The following is a 13,978-nucleotide window of genomic DNA, read 5'->3' on the forward strand; positions in this document are numbered from 1 at the left end:
GTTCACTATTGCATATTGCAAATCTTGTCGATGCCTTGAGTTGTCTTGCCAAGGGTTTTTACCAGTAGTTGAGACGTGAGAACCGCACCGGAAAGCTCTCCCGGAAATTTTTTAAGTTCTTGGATATTTATCTGCTTGTTTGTGGATTTCAGTGCTCGCGCAAGACGCGCTCTTGTGATATTGAGCGGCTCAATCGCTTCTATCAGCGCCGTCGGCAGGCCTCTTTTTCCTGAGGCGGAGGTAGCCGGGAATGAGTGTTCGAGCATTGAGCTGAAAAAGTTGACATCCGTATCCAGCGCCAAAAATTCAGACGTCTTGTCGTTCCTCTCGACAGTCTCGTCAGATACTGAAGACTCAATATTTTCTATCCACATGTGAAGTCTACTGTGTGGGGGCGATAGTTTTTTGTCGCTGACGTTAACGATTGAATCATTCAAGCAGTACAAGCACCTCTCCAATCATCAGCTCGGAGAGGTGCTTTTATTATTGGACTGCTTTAGCGGCCGAGGTGACGTTGTTAAACGCTTTCATATCAAGCATTTTCATCGCACCGTCCCTGCCGACAGCTTTTGCTTGGGCTATCAGATCATCGTCGCCTCCGCCCATTGCTCCGGACAAATCCGATGACGTTGGTGAAGCGTAATTATTTGTGGCGTAGCCAGAAGAAACAGGGCTTGAAGCGGAAATTGCGCTCATAATAACTTCCTATCTTAAGGTATTTAAGTGGTACTAACCGTCAGTAAAGCAAATTGTATTGAGTCTGTGACATGTTTCTCCACAACTTGAATCTGACGATGAGTGTGTGGTTGCTAGAAGAAAATGGTTCCGAATATTGCTCGGTATAGATGTTCCTAAATGTGTTTTTTTAGATGCGCTGGTGTCTAGTTAGGCGAGGCACTTAGCTGGAACAGTTTTTCTACATTAATGATATATTTAATTGTTTCATCCTGTAGTACAGCGTGCGCTTGGCAACACCCAGTTCAAGCGCGACGGTTTCTACACAGTGGTGATGCCTGCGCAACGACTCCTCAATAAACGCTTTTTCAACGTGTTGTAGGCGTGCCTTCAGGCCCATCTGGATTTTCTGTTGGTCGCTCACCGAGGTAGAAAACGGTGGCAGGCCCAGCACGAACCTCTTGGCCGTAGAACGTAACTCCCGAACATTACCCTGCCAGGTGTGGCACAGCAGTTGTTGCAGCAGCCCGTCAGTGGGCGGCGGGGCAGTGCGTTTGAACCGGTGGGCTTCCTGCTGAATCATCTCCAGGAACAACGGGATGATGTGCTCTCGCCGATCACGCAAGGCTGGAAGCTGGATGTTGACGACATTCAGACGGAAGTACAGATCGCGCCTGAAGGTTCCGAGTTCGACCATCTGGTGGAGCGATTGTTGGGCAGACGCGATCACACGCATGTCCACCGGGATGAAGCGGGTTGAGCCCAGGCGCTCTACCCCCCGCGACTCCAGCGCGCGCAGCAGTTTGGCTTGCAGGTTCAACGGCATGCTATCGATCTCATCGAGGTACAGGGTGCCGAGATGGGCTGCCTCGATAAAACCGGCACGGGACTGGATGGCGCCGGTATAGGCACCGCTGTTGACGCCGAACAATTGGCTTTCGGCGAGGCTATCAGGAATAGCCGCACAATTGACCGCGACAAAATTGCCCCGCCGTGTCGATAGGCGGTGAACCCGCTGCGCCAGGGTATCTTTGCCAGTGCCGGTTTCTCCCAGCAACAGTATGTCTATGTTGAGGGGGGCCGTGCTGCTCAGTGTGTTTTCAATATCCGTGTCTTCGAAGAGTGAAGTATCTTTTTCATTTTCTCCAAGGGTGGAGACCGACATCGAAGAGTTCTCCATTATCGCTCGACTTCAGTGTTGAGAGGACAGTCTATGCTCGTCAATCAGGAATGAGGGTATAGAACTTATACGGGGATATTGACGTAAGTGTGGGCCGGAATAATGTAGGAAAACCCCGGCATTATTGAGTTTAAATTGTGCAACTGCCTGGCTGCATTAAAGGCGGAGGGGTAAGTAGGGGAAGTCTGGTAGTGAAGTGTGAACGATGCTTGTCCTATGTTAGGAAGTTTCACCTACAAAAAAGCCGATGCAGTGCATCGGCTTTTTTATTTGTCGTAGACTTCGCAGGTAGCGTTTACACGTTAAAGCGGAAGTGCATCACATCGCCATCTTTAACAATGTATTCCTTACCTTCCAAACGCCATTTACCCGCTTCCTTGGCACCGGCCTCACCCTTGAACTGGATAAAGTCGTTGTAGGCGATCACTTCCGCGCGGATAAAGCCTTTTTCAAAGTCGGTGTGGATCACACCGGCAGCCTGTGGCGCAGTGGCGCCGACTTTTACGGTCCAGGCGCGGACTTCCTCGACACCGGCGGTGAAGTAGGTCTGCAGGTTGAGCATTTCGTAGCCGGCGCGGATCACACGGTTCAGGCCAGGCTCTTCCAGGCCCAGGGCCTCAAGGAACATGTCTTTCTCTTCGCCGTCATCCAGTTCGGCGATTTCCGCTTCGATCTTGTTGCACACCGGTACCACGATGGCACCTTCTTCGTCGGCGATGGCCTTGACCACGTCGAGCAAAGGGTTGTTCTCGAAGCCGTCTTCAGCGACGTTGGCGATGTACATCACAGGCTTGGTGGTCAGCAGGTGGAAACCCTTGACCACGGCCTTCTCGTCAGCGCCCATGGTCTTCATCAGGCTGCGTGCTGGCTTGCCCAGGGTGAAGTGCGCGATCAACTGTTCCAGCAGGCCTTTCTGGACCACTGCGTCCTTGTCGCCGCCTTTGGCGTTGCGCGCGACTTTCTGCAGTTGCTTCTCGCAGCTGTCGAGGTCGGCGAAGATCAGTTCCAGGTCGATGATCTCGATGTCGCGTTTCGGGTCGACGCTGTTGGAGACGTGAATCACGTTCTCGTCTTCAAAGCAGCGGACCACGTGGGCGATGGCATCGGTTTCACGGATGTTGGCCAGGAACTTGTTGCCCAGGCCTTCACCTTTCGACGCGCCGGCTACCAGGCCTGCGATGTCGACGAACTCCATGGTGGTCGGCAGGATGCGCTTGGGATTGACGATGGCCGCCAGTGCGTCCAGGCGCGGATCGGGCATCGGCACGATGCCGCTGTTGGGTTCGATGGTGCAGAAGGGGAAGTTCTCCGCCGCAATACCGGACTTGGTCAAAGCGTTGAACAAGGTGGATTTGCCGACGTTGGGCAGGCCGACGATGCCGCAATTGAATCCCATGGTGTTTCCCCTCGGAAAAAAGTCAGGCCTTCTGGCTGTGCAGGTTTTTCATCGCGCGGTTCCATTCACCGGCGAAGATATCCGGCAGCACGCCGAGGGCAAAGTCGATGCTGGCATCGAGTTTTTCCTGTTCGGCGCGTGGCGCACGACCCAGGACGAAATTTGAAACCATACTGGCGACGCCTGGGTGGCCAATGCCGAGCCGCAGGCGGTAAAAATTATTCTGATTGCCCAACTGCGCGATGATGTCGCGCAGGCCATTGTGCCCGCCGTGCCCGCCGCCGAGCTTGAGCTTGGCAACGCCGGGTGGCAGGTCCAGTTCGTCATGGGCCACCAGGATTTCTTCGGGTTTGATCCTGAAGAAGCCCGCAAGCGCCGCTACAGCCTGGCCGCTGCGGTTCATGTAGGTGGTGGGAATCAACAGACGAACATCCTGACCCTGATGCGAGAAGCGTCCGGTCAGGCCAAAATATTTGCGATCGGCCACCAGGTTTACACCTTGGGCGTGGGCGATGCGCTCAACAAAAAGGGCCCCCGCGTTATGCCGGGTCTGTTCGTATTCGGCGCCTGGATTTCCCAGGCCAACGATCAGTTTAATGGCAGTCACGACAGGGGCCCTTCCTTTGGAGTTGTGGATAACATCGCTACACCTGCGTGCGGCGAAAGTGGACGACAAGAGATCATTTACTCAAGAGTAAACGCCGCGTTATCGCCCGCTTTCTCGCTACGTTTCGGTCCGCGATGTTTCCTCAAGCTCCGGCAATACAGAGTGAATTACTCTGCAGCGCCTTCTTCAGCTTCTGGAGCAACGCGTGGAGCGTGTACGTTTGCAACAGCTTTGTCATCGCCGTGAGCCAGTGCGACAAACTCAACGCCTTTAGGAGCCTTGAGGTCGGACAGGTGGATGATTGCGCCGATTTCCAGAGCCGACAGGTCGACTTCGATGAACTCAGGCAGGTCTTTCGGCAGGCAGGTCACTTCGATTTCGTTCAGGACGTGAGAGATCTCGCCGCCTTTCTTGACCGGAGCTTCTTCACCAACAAAGTGCACAGGCACGATAGCGGTCAGTTTCTGGCCGGCTACGACGCGTACGAAGTCAGCGTGCAGAACATGACCCTTGGATGGGTGACGTTGCAGGGCTTTGATGATGACGTTTTGCTTTTTGCCGCCAACGTTCAGTTCGATAACGTGGCTGTAGGCCGCATCGTTTTCGAGCAGTTTGGCAACTTCTTTAGCCAGCATGCTGATGGATTCAGGGGCTTTGTCGCCACCGTAAACTACAGCTGGAACCAGGCTTGCGAGACGACGCAGGCGGCGGCTCGCACCTTTCCCCAGGTCGGAACGCACTTCAGCATTCAGAGTAAAATCGTTCATGTTGTATCTCCAAAATAACCACATTCGCCCCAGCGTTTGCGACCAGCGCTAAAGGCGATATGGGCAAAAAAGCCCCGCCCCAACAGTATGCTGGGGCGGGGCGCTTTTCGTCAGTGAGGTGTTCCGAAGGTTTGACCCTTAGCGGAACATCGCGCTGATCGATTCTTCATTGCTGATGCGGCGAACCGCTTCGGCAACTACCGGTGCGATATCCAGTTGACGGATACGCGCACAGGCTTGAGCAGCGGCGGACAACGGGATGGTGTTGGTCACCACCAGTTCGTCCAGCACGGAGTTCTCGATGTTCTCGATCGCTCGGCCCGACAGCACAGGGTGTGTGCAGTAGGCGAAGACTTTAGCAGCACCGTGCTCTTTCAAGGCTTTGGCCGCGTGGCACAGGGTGCCGGCGGTGTCGACCATGTCATCAACCAGAATACAGGTACGCCCTTCGACATCACCGATGATATGCATCACTTCAGAGTGATTGGCTTTCTCACGGCGTTTGTCGATGATCCCGAGGTCCACGCCCAGGGATTTGGCAACAGCCCGTGCACGCACGACGCCACCAATGTCCGGGGACACGATCATCAGGTTTTCAAAGCGCTGGTCTTCGATGTCATCCACCAAGACGGGGGAGCCGTAGATGTTATCTACCGGAATATCGAAGAACCCCTGGATCTGGTCAGCGTGCAGGTCAACCGTGAGCACACGGTCGATACCTACCACGGTCAGCATGTCAGCAACGACTTTCGCGCTGATAGCCACACGTGCGGAACGCGGACGGCGATCCTGGCGGGCATAACCAAAGTAAGGGATTACAGCTGTGATTCGAGTCGCTGAGGAGCGGCGGAAGGCATCAGCCATCACGACGAGTTCCATCAGGTTATCGTTGGTCGGAGCGCAGGTCGGCTGGATAATGAAGACGTCTTTACCGCGGACGTTTTCATTGATCTCGGCTGTAATTTCGCCGTCGGAGAATTTACCGACAGAGATGTCACCGAGAGGGATATGCAGCTGACGTACGACACGTCGAGCCAGATCGGGGTTGGCGTTCCCCGTAAAGACCATCATCTTGGACACGCGCAGTACCTAGAGGCTGAGGGTAACCTGGATGAGTATTAGAAAATGGCAGGGGCGGCTGGATTCGAACCAACGCATGGCAGGATCAAAACCTGCTGCCTTACCGCTTGGCGACGCCCCTGTATCTGTTGCAACGAGTACCCAGTACTCGATTCCTTTTAGAGCAGACTTTGCAGCTTGCGATGCAACATCGAAACGTTGCTTCCCTTTGCTACAAACCCTGTAAGGGTCTCTGTAAGAAGGGCCGAGACTTTATCAGCTTCAGCTTTGCTTGGGAAGCCCCCAAACACACAACTTCCAGTTCCGGTTAATTTTGCTTCGGTAAATTTACCTAACAAATTCAAAGCGTTACGTACCTCTGGATAACGCCTTGCTACAACCGGTAAGCAGTCATTTCGACTGTTTCCCTTGGGAACGGGGCGCACTTTAATGGGAGGAGAGTTACGTGTCAACAGCGGATCTGAAAAAATTTCTGCTGTACTTACAGATACTTGCGGGACAAGCACGACATACCACGGCTCTTCGGGGTATTCCGGGGTGAGTTTTTCCCCCACGCCCTCAGCAAAAGCGGCGTGTCCACGCACGAAAACCGGGACGTCGGCGCCCAGCGTGAGGCCCAGCGCAGCCAGGCGATCATGGTCCCAGCCCAGTTGCCACAAATGGTTCAGACCCAGCAGTGTGGTCGCTGCATTCGAGCTGCCACCACCGATTCCGCCACCCATGGGCAGAATCTTATCGATCCATATATCGATGCCCTGGGAACAGCCGGACTGCTCCTGGAGTTTTTTCGCGGCCCTCACGATCAGGTTGCTGTCGTGGGGCACGCCTTCGAATTCAGTGTGCAGCTGGATCACGCCATCGTCGCGCAGGGCGAAGGTGAGCTCATCGCCGTAGTCGAGAAATTGAAACAGTGTCTGCAGCTCGTGGTAGCCGTCTTCACGGCGACCGAGAATGTGCAGCATCAGATTGAGTTTGGCAGGAGAGGGCAGGGTCAGTTTTTGTACGGCCACGTTATTGCCCCAGCTTGCGCGGTTGCCAGTCCTTGATCACCAGCGTGACGTCAAGGTCGGTGCCATGCAGCTTGATGCGCTCTGGCAGCCAATAACCGCCCTGTTCCACGTAGCTGAGGTATTCGACCTGCCAGCCATCCTGTTCCAGGGTGGCCAGGCGGCTGTCACCGTTGAGGCTCAGGCGGCTCTTGCTGTCCGGCGCGGGCAAGCCGCGGACCCACCACACCAGGTGCGAGACAGGCAGTTTCCAGCCAATCTGCTCTTCCAGCAGCGCTTCGGGCGAGGTGGCCTCGTAGCGACCCTGGTTGGCGACTTCGAGGCTGACTTGTCCCGGGCGGCCGGTCAGGCGCGCGGCGCCACGCCCCAAGGGGCCGGACAAGCGAATGTCGTAGTAATCCTGGCGTTGCAGCCAGAACAAGGTGCCGCTGCCGGAATCTTTCGGTGCGCGAACCCCGACTTTGCCTTCGATCTGCCAGCCGTCGATGCTGCCGAGCTGATCCTTGTGCTGCTTCCATTGCGCCGGGTTGCCCTGGCCCTCAACGGATTCGCGGGCACCGAAGCCCGCGCAACCGGCGAGCAGGGCGATGAAGCTGAAAACGATAACGTGGCGCAAGAACATAAGCTTAAAGGGTCTCGGATCCGGTCAGGCGCTTGATGGTGCCGCGCAGGATGGGGCTTTCGGGTTGTTCCTTGAGGAATTTTTCCCAGATCTGGCGGGCTTCGCGCTGCTTGCCATTGGCCCACAGCACCTCGCCCAGGTGTGCAGCGACTTCCTGGTCGGGGAAGCGCTCCAGGGCCTGGCGCAGCAAGCGTTCGGCTTCGTCGAGGTTACCCAGGCGATAGTTCACCCAGCCCAGGCTGTCGAGTACGGCCGGGTCTTCCGGGTTGAGCTTGTGCGCCTGCTCGATCAACGCCTTGGCTTCGTCGTAGCGCGTGGTGCGGTCGGACAAGGTGTAGCCCAGGGCATTCAGGGCCATGGCGTTGTCCGGGTCGCGTTTGATGATCAGGCGCAGGTCTTTTTCCATCTGCGCCAGGTCATTGCGTTTTTCCGCCTGCATGGCACGGGTGTACAGCAGGTTCAAATCGTCGGGGAATTGCAGCAAGGCCTGTTGCAGCACCTTCCAGGCGCGCTCGCCCTGATTATTGGCTGACAAGGTCTCGGCCTGGATCAGGTAAAGCTGGATCCCGTAGTCCGGTTCGGCATCCCGTGCAGCGGCCAGGCGTTTTTCTGCCTCATCGGTACGCCCGTTGCTCATCAGGATGTCGGCCTGGCGCAGTTGGGCCGGCAGGTAGTCGTTGCCTGGGCCGACCTGTGCGTATTCGAGCAGGGCGGCCTGCGGGTCGCTGCGCTCTTCAGCGATGCGACCCAGGTTCAGGTGCGCCGAGTCGACATGACTTTCGCGCTCGATCAGCTCTTCCAGGTAACCCTTGGCCTCGTCCCAGGCCTTGGCTTCCAGGCACACCAGTGCCAGGGAATAACGCAGTTCATCGTCATCCGGGTATTGCTGGAGCAGGTTGGCGAACTGCACTTTGGCGTCCTCCATGCGGTCCTGCTCCACCAGCGTGCGTGCGTAAGTCAGGCGCAGGCGCTTGTCGTCCGGGTATTTCTTGATGCTTTTTTCCAGCAGTGGAATCGCTTCCTTGCCGCGGTTGAGGTTCTGCAACAGGCGCGCGCGCAGCAGAATCGGCGCGATCTCGCCGTCTTCCGGCGGGTTCTGTTCCAGCAGCTTCAATGCGGCTTCGGCTTCATCATCCTGTTGCAGCAGCAGGGCCTTGCCGAACACCAGTTGACTGTTCTTCGGGTGTTTTTGCAGCAGGCGGTCGAAACTCTTCATCAGGCCATTGCGGGTGTCCTGGTCGGTGTCGGCAGCCGACAGCGCGAGGAAGTCGAAATGGGTGTCGCCCTTGCCTTGCAGGACTTTCTCCATATAGACCATGGAGTCGTCATAGCGCCCGGCCCGCGCCAATTGAATGGCGGCTGCCCGTTGGGCTTCCAGATCGTCCGGCGCGTTCTTTGCCCAGATCAACGAAGTATCCAGCGCGGCCTGATCGGCCCCGAGGTACTCGGCAATGCGGAACGCCCGCTCGGAAATTCCCGGATCCTGGGTGTTGATGGCCTGGGTCACGTAGTTATCCAGCGCAATATCGAAGCGATTGCGCTGGCCGGCCAGTTCCGCACTGAGCAGGCTGAACACCGTTTCTTCACTGAACGAGGAATAAACCTTGGGCTTTTCAGGGGCGGGTGTGCTGTCTTCCACCGGCGGTGTACCGTCCGGCGACACGGGTGCCATGGCCTGGCAGCCGCTGAGGAAGACAAAAGCAAGGAGCAACGCGGAAGATCTATTCATATAGGAAGAGGACGACTAACCTGCGGTCGGATCATCATGACACAAGCCTTCGGCCAAACATAACCGAGTCTCAGTTGATGCCTTTATAGACACAAGGCATTAGGACAATAGACGACGGTGGTTGTTCTGAATCTTTCGAAGTAGGACAATTGTCGGCTTCCCGACATCATCAGCGATATTGAATGGCCTTCCTCGCACTCGGTATTAACCACAAGACTGCTTCCGTAGACGTGCGCGAGCGCGTGGCGTTTACGCCAGAGCAGTTGGTTGAGGCCTTGCAGCAGCTCTGCCGTCTCACCGACAGCCGCGAAGCTGCGATCCTTTCGACCTGCAATCGCAGTGAGCTTTATATAGAGCAGGAACATCTCTCGGCGGATGTGGTACTGCGCTGGCTGGCCGATTATCACCATTTGAGCCTCGACGACCTGCGCGCGAGCGCCTATGTGCACGAAGACGATGCGGCAGTTCGTCACATGATGCGCGTGGCATCCGGTCTCGATTCGCTGGTGTTGGGCGAGCCGCAGATCCTGGGCCAGATGAAATCCGCCTATGCCGTGGCGCGCGAGGCCGGTACCGTCGGTCCGCTGCTGGGGCGTCTGTTCCAGGCCACCTTCAATTCCGCCAAGCAGGTGCGCACCGACACCGCCATCGGTGAAAACCCGGTGTCCGTGGCGTTTGCCGCCGTCAGCCTGGCCAAGCAGATCTTCAGCGACCTGCAGCGCAGCCAGGCGCTGTTGATCGGCGCCGGTGAGACCATCACCCTGGTTGCCCGCCACCTGCATGACCTGGGCGTAAAGCGCATCGTGGTCGCCAACCGTACCCTGGAGCGCGCCAGCATTCTCGCCGAGCAGTTCGGCGCCCATGCGGTGCTGCTGTCGGACATCCCGGCCGAACTGGTGCGCAGCGATATCGTCATCAGCTCCACCGCCAGCCAGCTACCGATCCTCGGCAAGGGCGCGGTGGAAAGCGCGCTGAAACTGCGCAAGCACAAGCCGATCTTCATGGTGGACATTGCCGTTCCCCGGGATATCGAGCCCGAAGTCGGCGAGTTGGACGACGTTTACCTCTATAGCGTCGACGATCTCCATGAAGTGGTCGCCGAAAACCTCAAGAGTCGCCAGGGCGCTGCCCAGGCGGCTGAAGAGATGGTCAGCGTCGGTGCCGAAGAGTTCATGGTGCGCCTGCGTGAGCTGGCGGCGGTGGACGTGCTCAAGGCGTATCGTCAGCAGGGCGAACGCCTGCGTGATGAAGAGTTGATCAAGGCCCAGCGCCTGCTCGCCAACGGCAGCAGCGCCGAGGAGGTGCTGATGCAACTGGCCCGCGGCCTGACCAACAAGTTGCTGCATGCGCCCAGCGTACAATTAAAAAAACTGACTGCCGAAGGCCGCCTCGATGCGCTGGCCATGGCCCAGGAACTCTTTGCCCTCGGTGAGGGCGCGCCCAGCTCTTCGGATAAAAAATCGCAATGAAAGCGTCACTGCTCAATAAACTGGACGTGCTCCAGGACCGTTTCGAAGAACTGACCGCCTTGCTCGGCGACGGCGAAGTCATTTCCGATCAAACCAAGTTCCGCGCCTATTCCAAGGAATACGCCGAAGTTGAGCCCATTGTGGCCACGTACAAGAATCTCACCAAAGTGCAGGCCGACCTTGAAGGCGCCCAGGCGCTGCTCAAGGACAGCGACCCGGACATGCGTGAAATGGCCGTGGAAGAAGTCCGCGAGGCCAAGGAAAAGTTGGCCGAGCTGGAAGGTGACCTGCAGCGCATGCTGCTGCCCAAAGACCCCAACGACGGGCGCAATGTGTTCCTTGAAATCCGTGCCGGCACCGGCGGTGATGAAGCGGCGATTTTCTCCGGCGACCTGTTCCGCATGTATTCGCGTTATGCCGAGCGTCGCGGTTGGCGGGTCGAGATCCTGTCCGAGAACGAAGGTGAGCACGGCGGCTATAAAGAAGTCATCGCGCGGGTCGAAGGCGACAATGTCTATGGCAAGCTGAAGTTCGAGTCCGGTGCCCACCGTGTGCAGCGGGTTCCCGCAACGGAATCCCAAGGTCGCATCCACACCTCGGCCTGCACCGTGGCCGTGTTGCCCGAGCCGGACGAGCAGGAAGCCATCGAGATCAACCCGGCCGACCTTCGGGTCGATACCTACCGCTCGTCGGGCGCCGGTGGCCAGCACGTCAACAAGACGGACTCGGCGATTCGTATCACCCACTTGCCGTCGGGCATCGTGGTGGAGTGCCAGGAAGAACGTTCCCAGCATAAGAACCGTGCACGGGCCATGTCCTGGCTCTCGGCCAAGCTCAATGACCAGCAGACCAGCGCCGCCGCCAACGCGATTGCCAGCGAGCGCAAATTGCTGGTGGGCTCGGGCGACCGCTCCGAGCGCATCCGTACCTACAACTTTGCCCAGGGCCGGGTCACCGACCACCGGGTCAACCTCACCCTTTATTCCCTGGACGAGATTCTCGCCGGTGGCGTGGATGCGGTGATCGAGCCACTGCTCGCCGAATACCAGGCCGATCAGCTGGCGGCGATAGGTGAATAAATGACCATTATCGCCAGCCTGTTGCGCGCCGCCGACCTGCCCGACTCGCCCACGGCGCGCCTGGATGCCGAGTTATTGCTGGCGGCGGCCTTGGGCAAGTCCCGCAGCTACCTGCACACCTGGCCGGAAAAAATCGTCAGCAGCGAACACGCCCTGGCGTTTGCCGGCTACCTGCAACGCCGCCGCGCCGGCGAGCCGGTCGCCTATATCCTCGGTCAGCAAGGTTTCTGGAAGCTGGACCTGGAGGTCGCGCCCCACACGCTGATCCCGCGTCCGGACACCGAGCTGCTGGTGGAAGCGGCCCTGGAATTGTTACCGGCCACACCGGTCAAGGTCCTCGACCTCGGTACTGGCAGCGGCGCCATCGCCCTGGCCCTTGCCAGCGAGCGTCCGGCCTGGCACGTCACGGCCGTCGATCGCGTGCTGGAAGCCGTGGCGCTGGCCGAGCGCAATCGCCAGCGCCTGCACCTCCATAACGCCACGGTGATCAACAGTCATTGGTTCAGCGCCCTGGCAGGCCACGCCTACGACCTGATCATCAGCAACCCGCCCTACATCGCCGCCAACGATCCGCACCTGGTGGCGGGCGATGTGCGTTTCGAGCCGGCCAGCGCCTTGGTGGCGGGCCATGATGGCCTGGATGACCTGCGGTTGATCATCGCCCAGGCCCCGGCCCACCTGAACGCGGCGGGTTGGCTGCTGCTGGAGCACGGTTACGACCAGGCTGGCGCGGTGCGCGACCTGTTGCTGAGCCAAGGCTTCGAGCAGGTGCACAGCCGCATCGACCTTGGCGGTCACGAACGCATCTCCCTGGGACGCCGGCCGTGCTGACCGATCAGGAGCTGTTGCGCTACAGCCGACAGATTCTGTTGCAGCATGTCGACATCGACGGCCAATTGCGCCTGAAAAACGGCCGCGCGTTGATCGTCGGCCTCGGTGGCCTGGGTGCCCCGGTGGCGATGTACCTGGCCGCCGCGGGTGTCGGTGAGTTGCACCTGGCGGATTTCGACACCGTCGACCTCACCAACCTGCAACGCCAGATCATCCATGACACCGACAGCGTCGGGCAGGCCAAGGTCCATTCGGCCATGCGCCGCCTGAGTGCCCTCAACCCCGAAATCACTTTGGTCGCCCATCCCATCGCGCTGGATGCCGATACCTTGGCGGCGGCGGTGGCGGGTGTGGACGTAGTGCTCGATTGCAGCGACAACTTCTCCACCCGCGAGGCCGTCAATGCTGCCTGTGTGGCGGCGGCCAGGCCATTGATCAGCGGCGCGGCGATCCGGCTTGAAGGGCAACTGTCGGTGTTCGATCCACGTCGTGCCGAAAGCCCGTGCTATCACTGTTTATACGGGCATGGCAGCGACACTGAACTGACCTGCAGCGAAGCGGGTGTGGTCGGCCCACTGGTGGGCCTGGTCGGTAGCCTGCAAGCCCTGGAGGCCTTGAAGTTGCTGGCGGGTTTCGGCGAGCCGTTGGTGGGCCGCTTGCTGCTGATCGATGCGTTGACCACGCGTTTTCGCGAACTGCGGGTCAAGCGTGATCCCGCTTGCAGTGTCTGCGGGACACAACATGGGTAAGGACGCGCCAATCGGTGTGTTCGATTCCGGCGTCGGCGGCTTGTCGGTGCTGGCTGAGATTCAGCAATTGCTGCCCCATGAGTCCCTGTTGTACGTGGCCGATTGCGGGCATATCCCCTACGGCGAGAAAACCCCGGCGTTCATTCTTGAGCGTTCCCGGTCTGTCGCCGAATTTTTCCGCGAGCAGGGCGCCAAGGCTTTTGTGATCGCCTGCAACACCGCAACCGTGGCGGCCGTCGCGGATTTGCGCCAGGACTACCCCGATTGGCCCCTGGTGGGCATGGAGCCCGCGGTCAAACCCGCCGCGGCGGCCACGCGCAGTGGCGTGGTCGGGGTGCTCGCCACCACCGGCACCCTGCAAAGCGCCAAGTTCGCCGCGTTGCTCGATCGGTTTGCCACCGATGTGCGGGTGATCACCCAGCCGTGCCCGGGCCTGGTGGAGCTGATTGAAACCGGTGATCTGGACAGCCCGGCCCTGCGTCAGTTGTTGCAGGGCTATATCGACCCGCTGCTCAGCGCCGGCTGCGACACCATCATCCTCGGCTGTACCCACTATCCCTTCCTCAAGCCGCTGCTGGCGCAGATGCTGCCCGCCAGCATCATCCTCATCGACACCGGCGCTGCTGTCGCGCGACAGCTCAAGCGTTTGCTGGGTGAACGCGAACTGCTGGCCCTCGGCGATCCTGAGCCTGCACAGTTCTGGACCAGTGGTGATGTGTATCACCTAAGAAATATCCTACCGACACTATGGAAACATTCTGCAGTTGTGCGAAGCTTCGGGTCGTGA

General features: G+C 58.6%; 15 protein-coding genes and 1 tRNA gene. 5 read left to right on the forward strand and 11 right to left on the reverse strand.

What is annotated here, in order from left to right; all coding sequences use genetic code 11:
- Window positions 1–5: 5 nt before the first annotated feature.
- The 11 genes from B9N88_RS27775 to B9N88_RS27820 all read right to left on the reverse strand — a co-directional run bounded on the left by B9N88_RS27775 (window position 6) and on the right by B9N88_RS27820 (window position 9,063).
- Complete coding sequence (locus B9N88_RS27775) at window positions 6–437, reverse strand: EscI/YscI/HrpB family type III secretion system inner rod protein (protein ID WP_256221293.1); 432 nt, start codon at window positions 435–437, stop codon at window positions 6–8.
- 46 nt (window positions 438–483) lie between these two features.
- Window positions 484–696 carry a hypothetical protein gene (locus B9N88_RS32495; protein WP_133822121.1) on the reverse strand — a complete coding sequence of 71 codons (213 nt, stop codon included), beginning with the start codon at window positions 694–696 and terminating at the stop codon, window positions 484–486.
- Window positions 697–916: 220 nt separating this feature from the next.
- A complete protein-coding gene (locus B9N88_RS27780; protein ID WP_027606891.1) occupies window positions 917–1,840 on the reverse strand; it encodes a sigma 54-interacting transcriptional regulator in 924 nt (307 codons plus the stop codon).
- Window positions 1,841–2,150: 310 nt separating this feature from the next.
- Window positions 2,151–3,251, reverse strand: a complete 1,101-nt coding sequence (gene ychF, locus B9N88_RS27785; protein ID WP_027606890.1) for a redox-regulated ATPase YchF — start codon at window positions 3,249–3,251, stop codon at window positions 2,151–2,153.
- Between the two features lie 22 nt (window positions 3,252–3,273).
- Window positions 3,274–3,858 carry an aminoacyl-tRNA hydrolase gene (gene pth / locus B9N88_RS27790; protein ID WP_010213318.1) on the reverse strand — a complete coding sequence of 195 codons (585 nt, stop codon included), beginning with the start codon at window positions 3,856–3,858 and terminating at the stop codon, window positions 3,274–3,276.
- A gap of 167 nt (window positions 3,859–4,025) precedes the next feature.
- On the reverse strand, window positions 4,026–4,625 hold the full coding sequence (locus B9N88_RS27795) for a 50S ribosomal protein L25/general stress protein Ctc (RefSeq protein ID WP_027606889.1): 600 nt from the start codon (window positions 4,623–4,625) through the stop codon (window positions 4,026–4,028).
- Window positions 4,626–4,763: 138 nt separating this feature from the next.
- The gene (locus B9N88_RS27800) at window positions 4,764–5,705 is read right to left on the reverse strand and encodes a ribose-phosphate pyrophosphokinase (RefSeq protein WP_003171603.1); all 942 of its coding nucleotides are present in this window, start codon (window positions 5,703–5,705) and stop codon (window positions 4,764–4,766) included.
- A 46-nt stretch (window positions 5,706–5,751) separates the two neighbouring features.
- Window positions 5,752–5,826: transfer RNA gene (locus B9N88_RS27805), tRNA-Gln, on the reverse strand.
- Window positions 5,827–5,863: 37 nt separating this feature from the next.
- Complete coding sequence (gene ispE / locus B9N88_RS27810; protein WP_205885421.1) at window positions 5,864–6,667, reverse strand: 4-(cytidine 5'-diphospho)-2-C-methyl-D-erythritol kinase; 804 nt, start codon at window positions 6,665–6,667, stop codon at window positions 5,864–5,866.
- A 49-nt stretch (window positions 6,668–6,716) separates the two neighbouring features.
- Window positions 6,717–7,334 carry a lipoprotein insertase outer membrane protein LolB gene (lolB, locus tag B9N88_RS27815; protein WP_027606887.1) on the reverse strand — a complete coding sequence of 206 codons (618 nt, stop codon included), beginning with the start codon at window positions 7,332–7,334 and terminating at the stop codon, window positions 6,717–6,719.
- A gap of 4 nt (window positions 7,335–7,338) precedes the next feature.
- On the reverse strand, window positions 7,339–9,063 hold the full coding sequence (locus tag B9N88_RS27820) for a tetratricopeptide repeat protein (protein ID WP_027606886.1): 1,725 nt from the start codon (window positions 9,061–9,063) through the stop codon (window positions 7,339–7,341).
- Between the two features lie 182 nt (window positions 9,064–9,245).
- Here B9N88_RS27820 and hemA point away from each other — a divergent pair, with 182 nt between their 5' ends.
- The 5 genes from hemA to murI are packed head-to-tail and all read left to right on the forward strand — an operon-like array spanning window position 9,246 to window position 13,978.
- On the forward strand, window positions 9,246–10,532 hold the full coding sequence (gene hemA / locus B9N88_RS27825) for a glutamyl-tRNA reductase (RefSeq protein WP_027606885.1): 1,287 nt from the start codon (window positions 9,246–9,248) through the stop codon (window positions 10,530–10,532).
- Window positions 10,529–11,611: a peptide chain release factor 1 gene (prfA, locus tag B9N88_RS27830; protein WP_027606884.1), complete on the forward strand. Its 1,083-nt coding sequence runs from the start codon at window positions 10,529–10,531 to the stop codon at window positions 11,609–11,611. Before hemA ends, prfA begins: the two co-directional genes overlap by 4 nt.
- Window positions 11,612–12,442 (forward strand): peptide chain release factor N(5)-glutamine methyltransferase, encoded by an 831-nt coding sequence (gene prmC / locus B9N88_RS27835; protein ID WP_027606883.1) that lies wholly within the window; start codon window positions 11,612–11,614, stop codon window positions 12,440–12,442.
- Window positions 12,436–13,191: a molybdopterin-synthase adenylyltransferase MoeB gene (locus B9N88_RS27840; protein WP_027606882.1), complete on the forward strand. Its 756-nt coding sequence runs from the start codon at window positions 12,436–12,438 to the stop codon at window positions 13,189–13,191. The genes prmC and B9N88_RS27840 overlap by 7 nt, the downstream gene beginning before the upstream one ends.
- Window positions 13,184–13,978, forward strand: coding sequence for a glutamate racemase (murI, locus tag B9N88_RS27845; RefSeq protein WP_027606881.1), 795 nt, complete (start codon window positions 13,184–13,186; stop codon window positions 13,976–13,978). The genes B9N88_RS27840 and murI overlap by 8 nt, the downstream gene beginning before the upstream one ends.

It is taken from the genome of Pseudomonas sp. LAMO17WK12:I1 (assembly GCF_900177315.1).
GTDB classification, from domain to species: Bacteria; Pseudomonadota; Gammaproteobacteria; order Pseudomonadales; family Pseudomonadaceae; genus Aquipseudomonas; species Aquipseudomonas marginalis.

What these genes read in the sequence shown, in the direction of transcription:
- ispE (WP_205885421.1), bottom strand. Translation starts at nt 6,667, where the DNA reads ATGCTGCACATTCTCGGTCGCCGTGAAGACGGCTACCACGAGCTGCAG.
- prfA (WP_027606884.1), top strand. Translation starts at nt 10,529, where the DNA reads ATGAAAGCGTCACTGCTCAATAAACTGGACGTGCTCCAGGACCGTTTC.
- ychF (WP_027606890.1), bottom strand. Translation starts at nt 3,251, where the DNA reads ATGGGATTCAATTGCGGCATCGTCGGCCTGCCCAACGTCGGCAAATCC.
- B9N88_RS27780 (WP_027606891.1), bottom strand. Translation starts at nt 1,840, where the DNA reads ATGTCGGTCTCCACCCTTGGAGAAAATGAAAAAGATACTTCACTCTTC.
- prmC (WP_027606883.1), top strand. Translation starts at nt 11,612, where the DNA reads ATGACCATTATCGCCAGCCTGTTGCGCGCCGCCGACCTGCCCGACTCG.
- lolB (WP_027606887.1), bottom strand. Translation starts at nt 7,334, where the DNA reads ATGTTCTTGCGCCACGTTATCGTTTTCAGCTTCATCGCCCTGCTCGCC.
- B9N88_RS27820 (WP_027606886.1), bottom strand. Translation starts at nt 9,063, where the DNA reads ATGAATAGATCTTCCGCGTTGCTCCTTGCTTTTGTCTTCCTCAGCGGC.
- B9N88_RS32495 (WP_133822121.1), bottom strand. Translation starts at nt 696, where the DNA reads ATGAGCGCAATTTCCGCTTCAAGCCCTGTTTCTTCTGGCTACGCCACA.
- B9N88_RS27795 (WP_027606889.1), bottom strand. Translation starts at nt 4,625, where the DNA reads ATGAACGATTTTACTCTGAATGCTGAAGTGCGTTCCGACCTGGGGAAA.
- hemA (WP_027606885.1), top strand. Translation starts at nt 9,246, where the DNA reads ATGGCCTTCCTCGCACTCGGTATTAACCACAAGACTGCTTCCGTAGAC.
- murI (WP_027606881.1), top strand. Translation starts at nt 13,184, where the DNA reads ATGGGTAAGGACGCGCCAATCGGTGTGTTCGATTCCGGCGTCGGCGGC.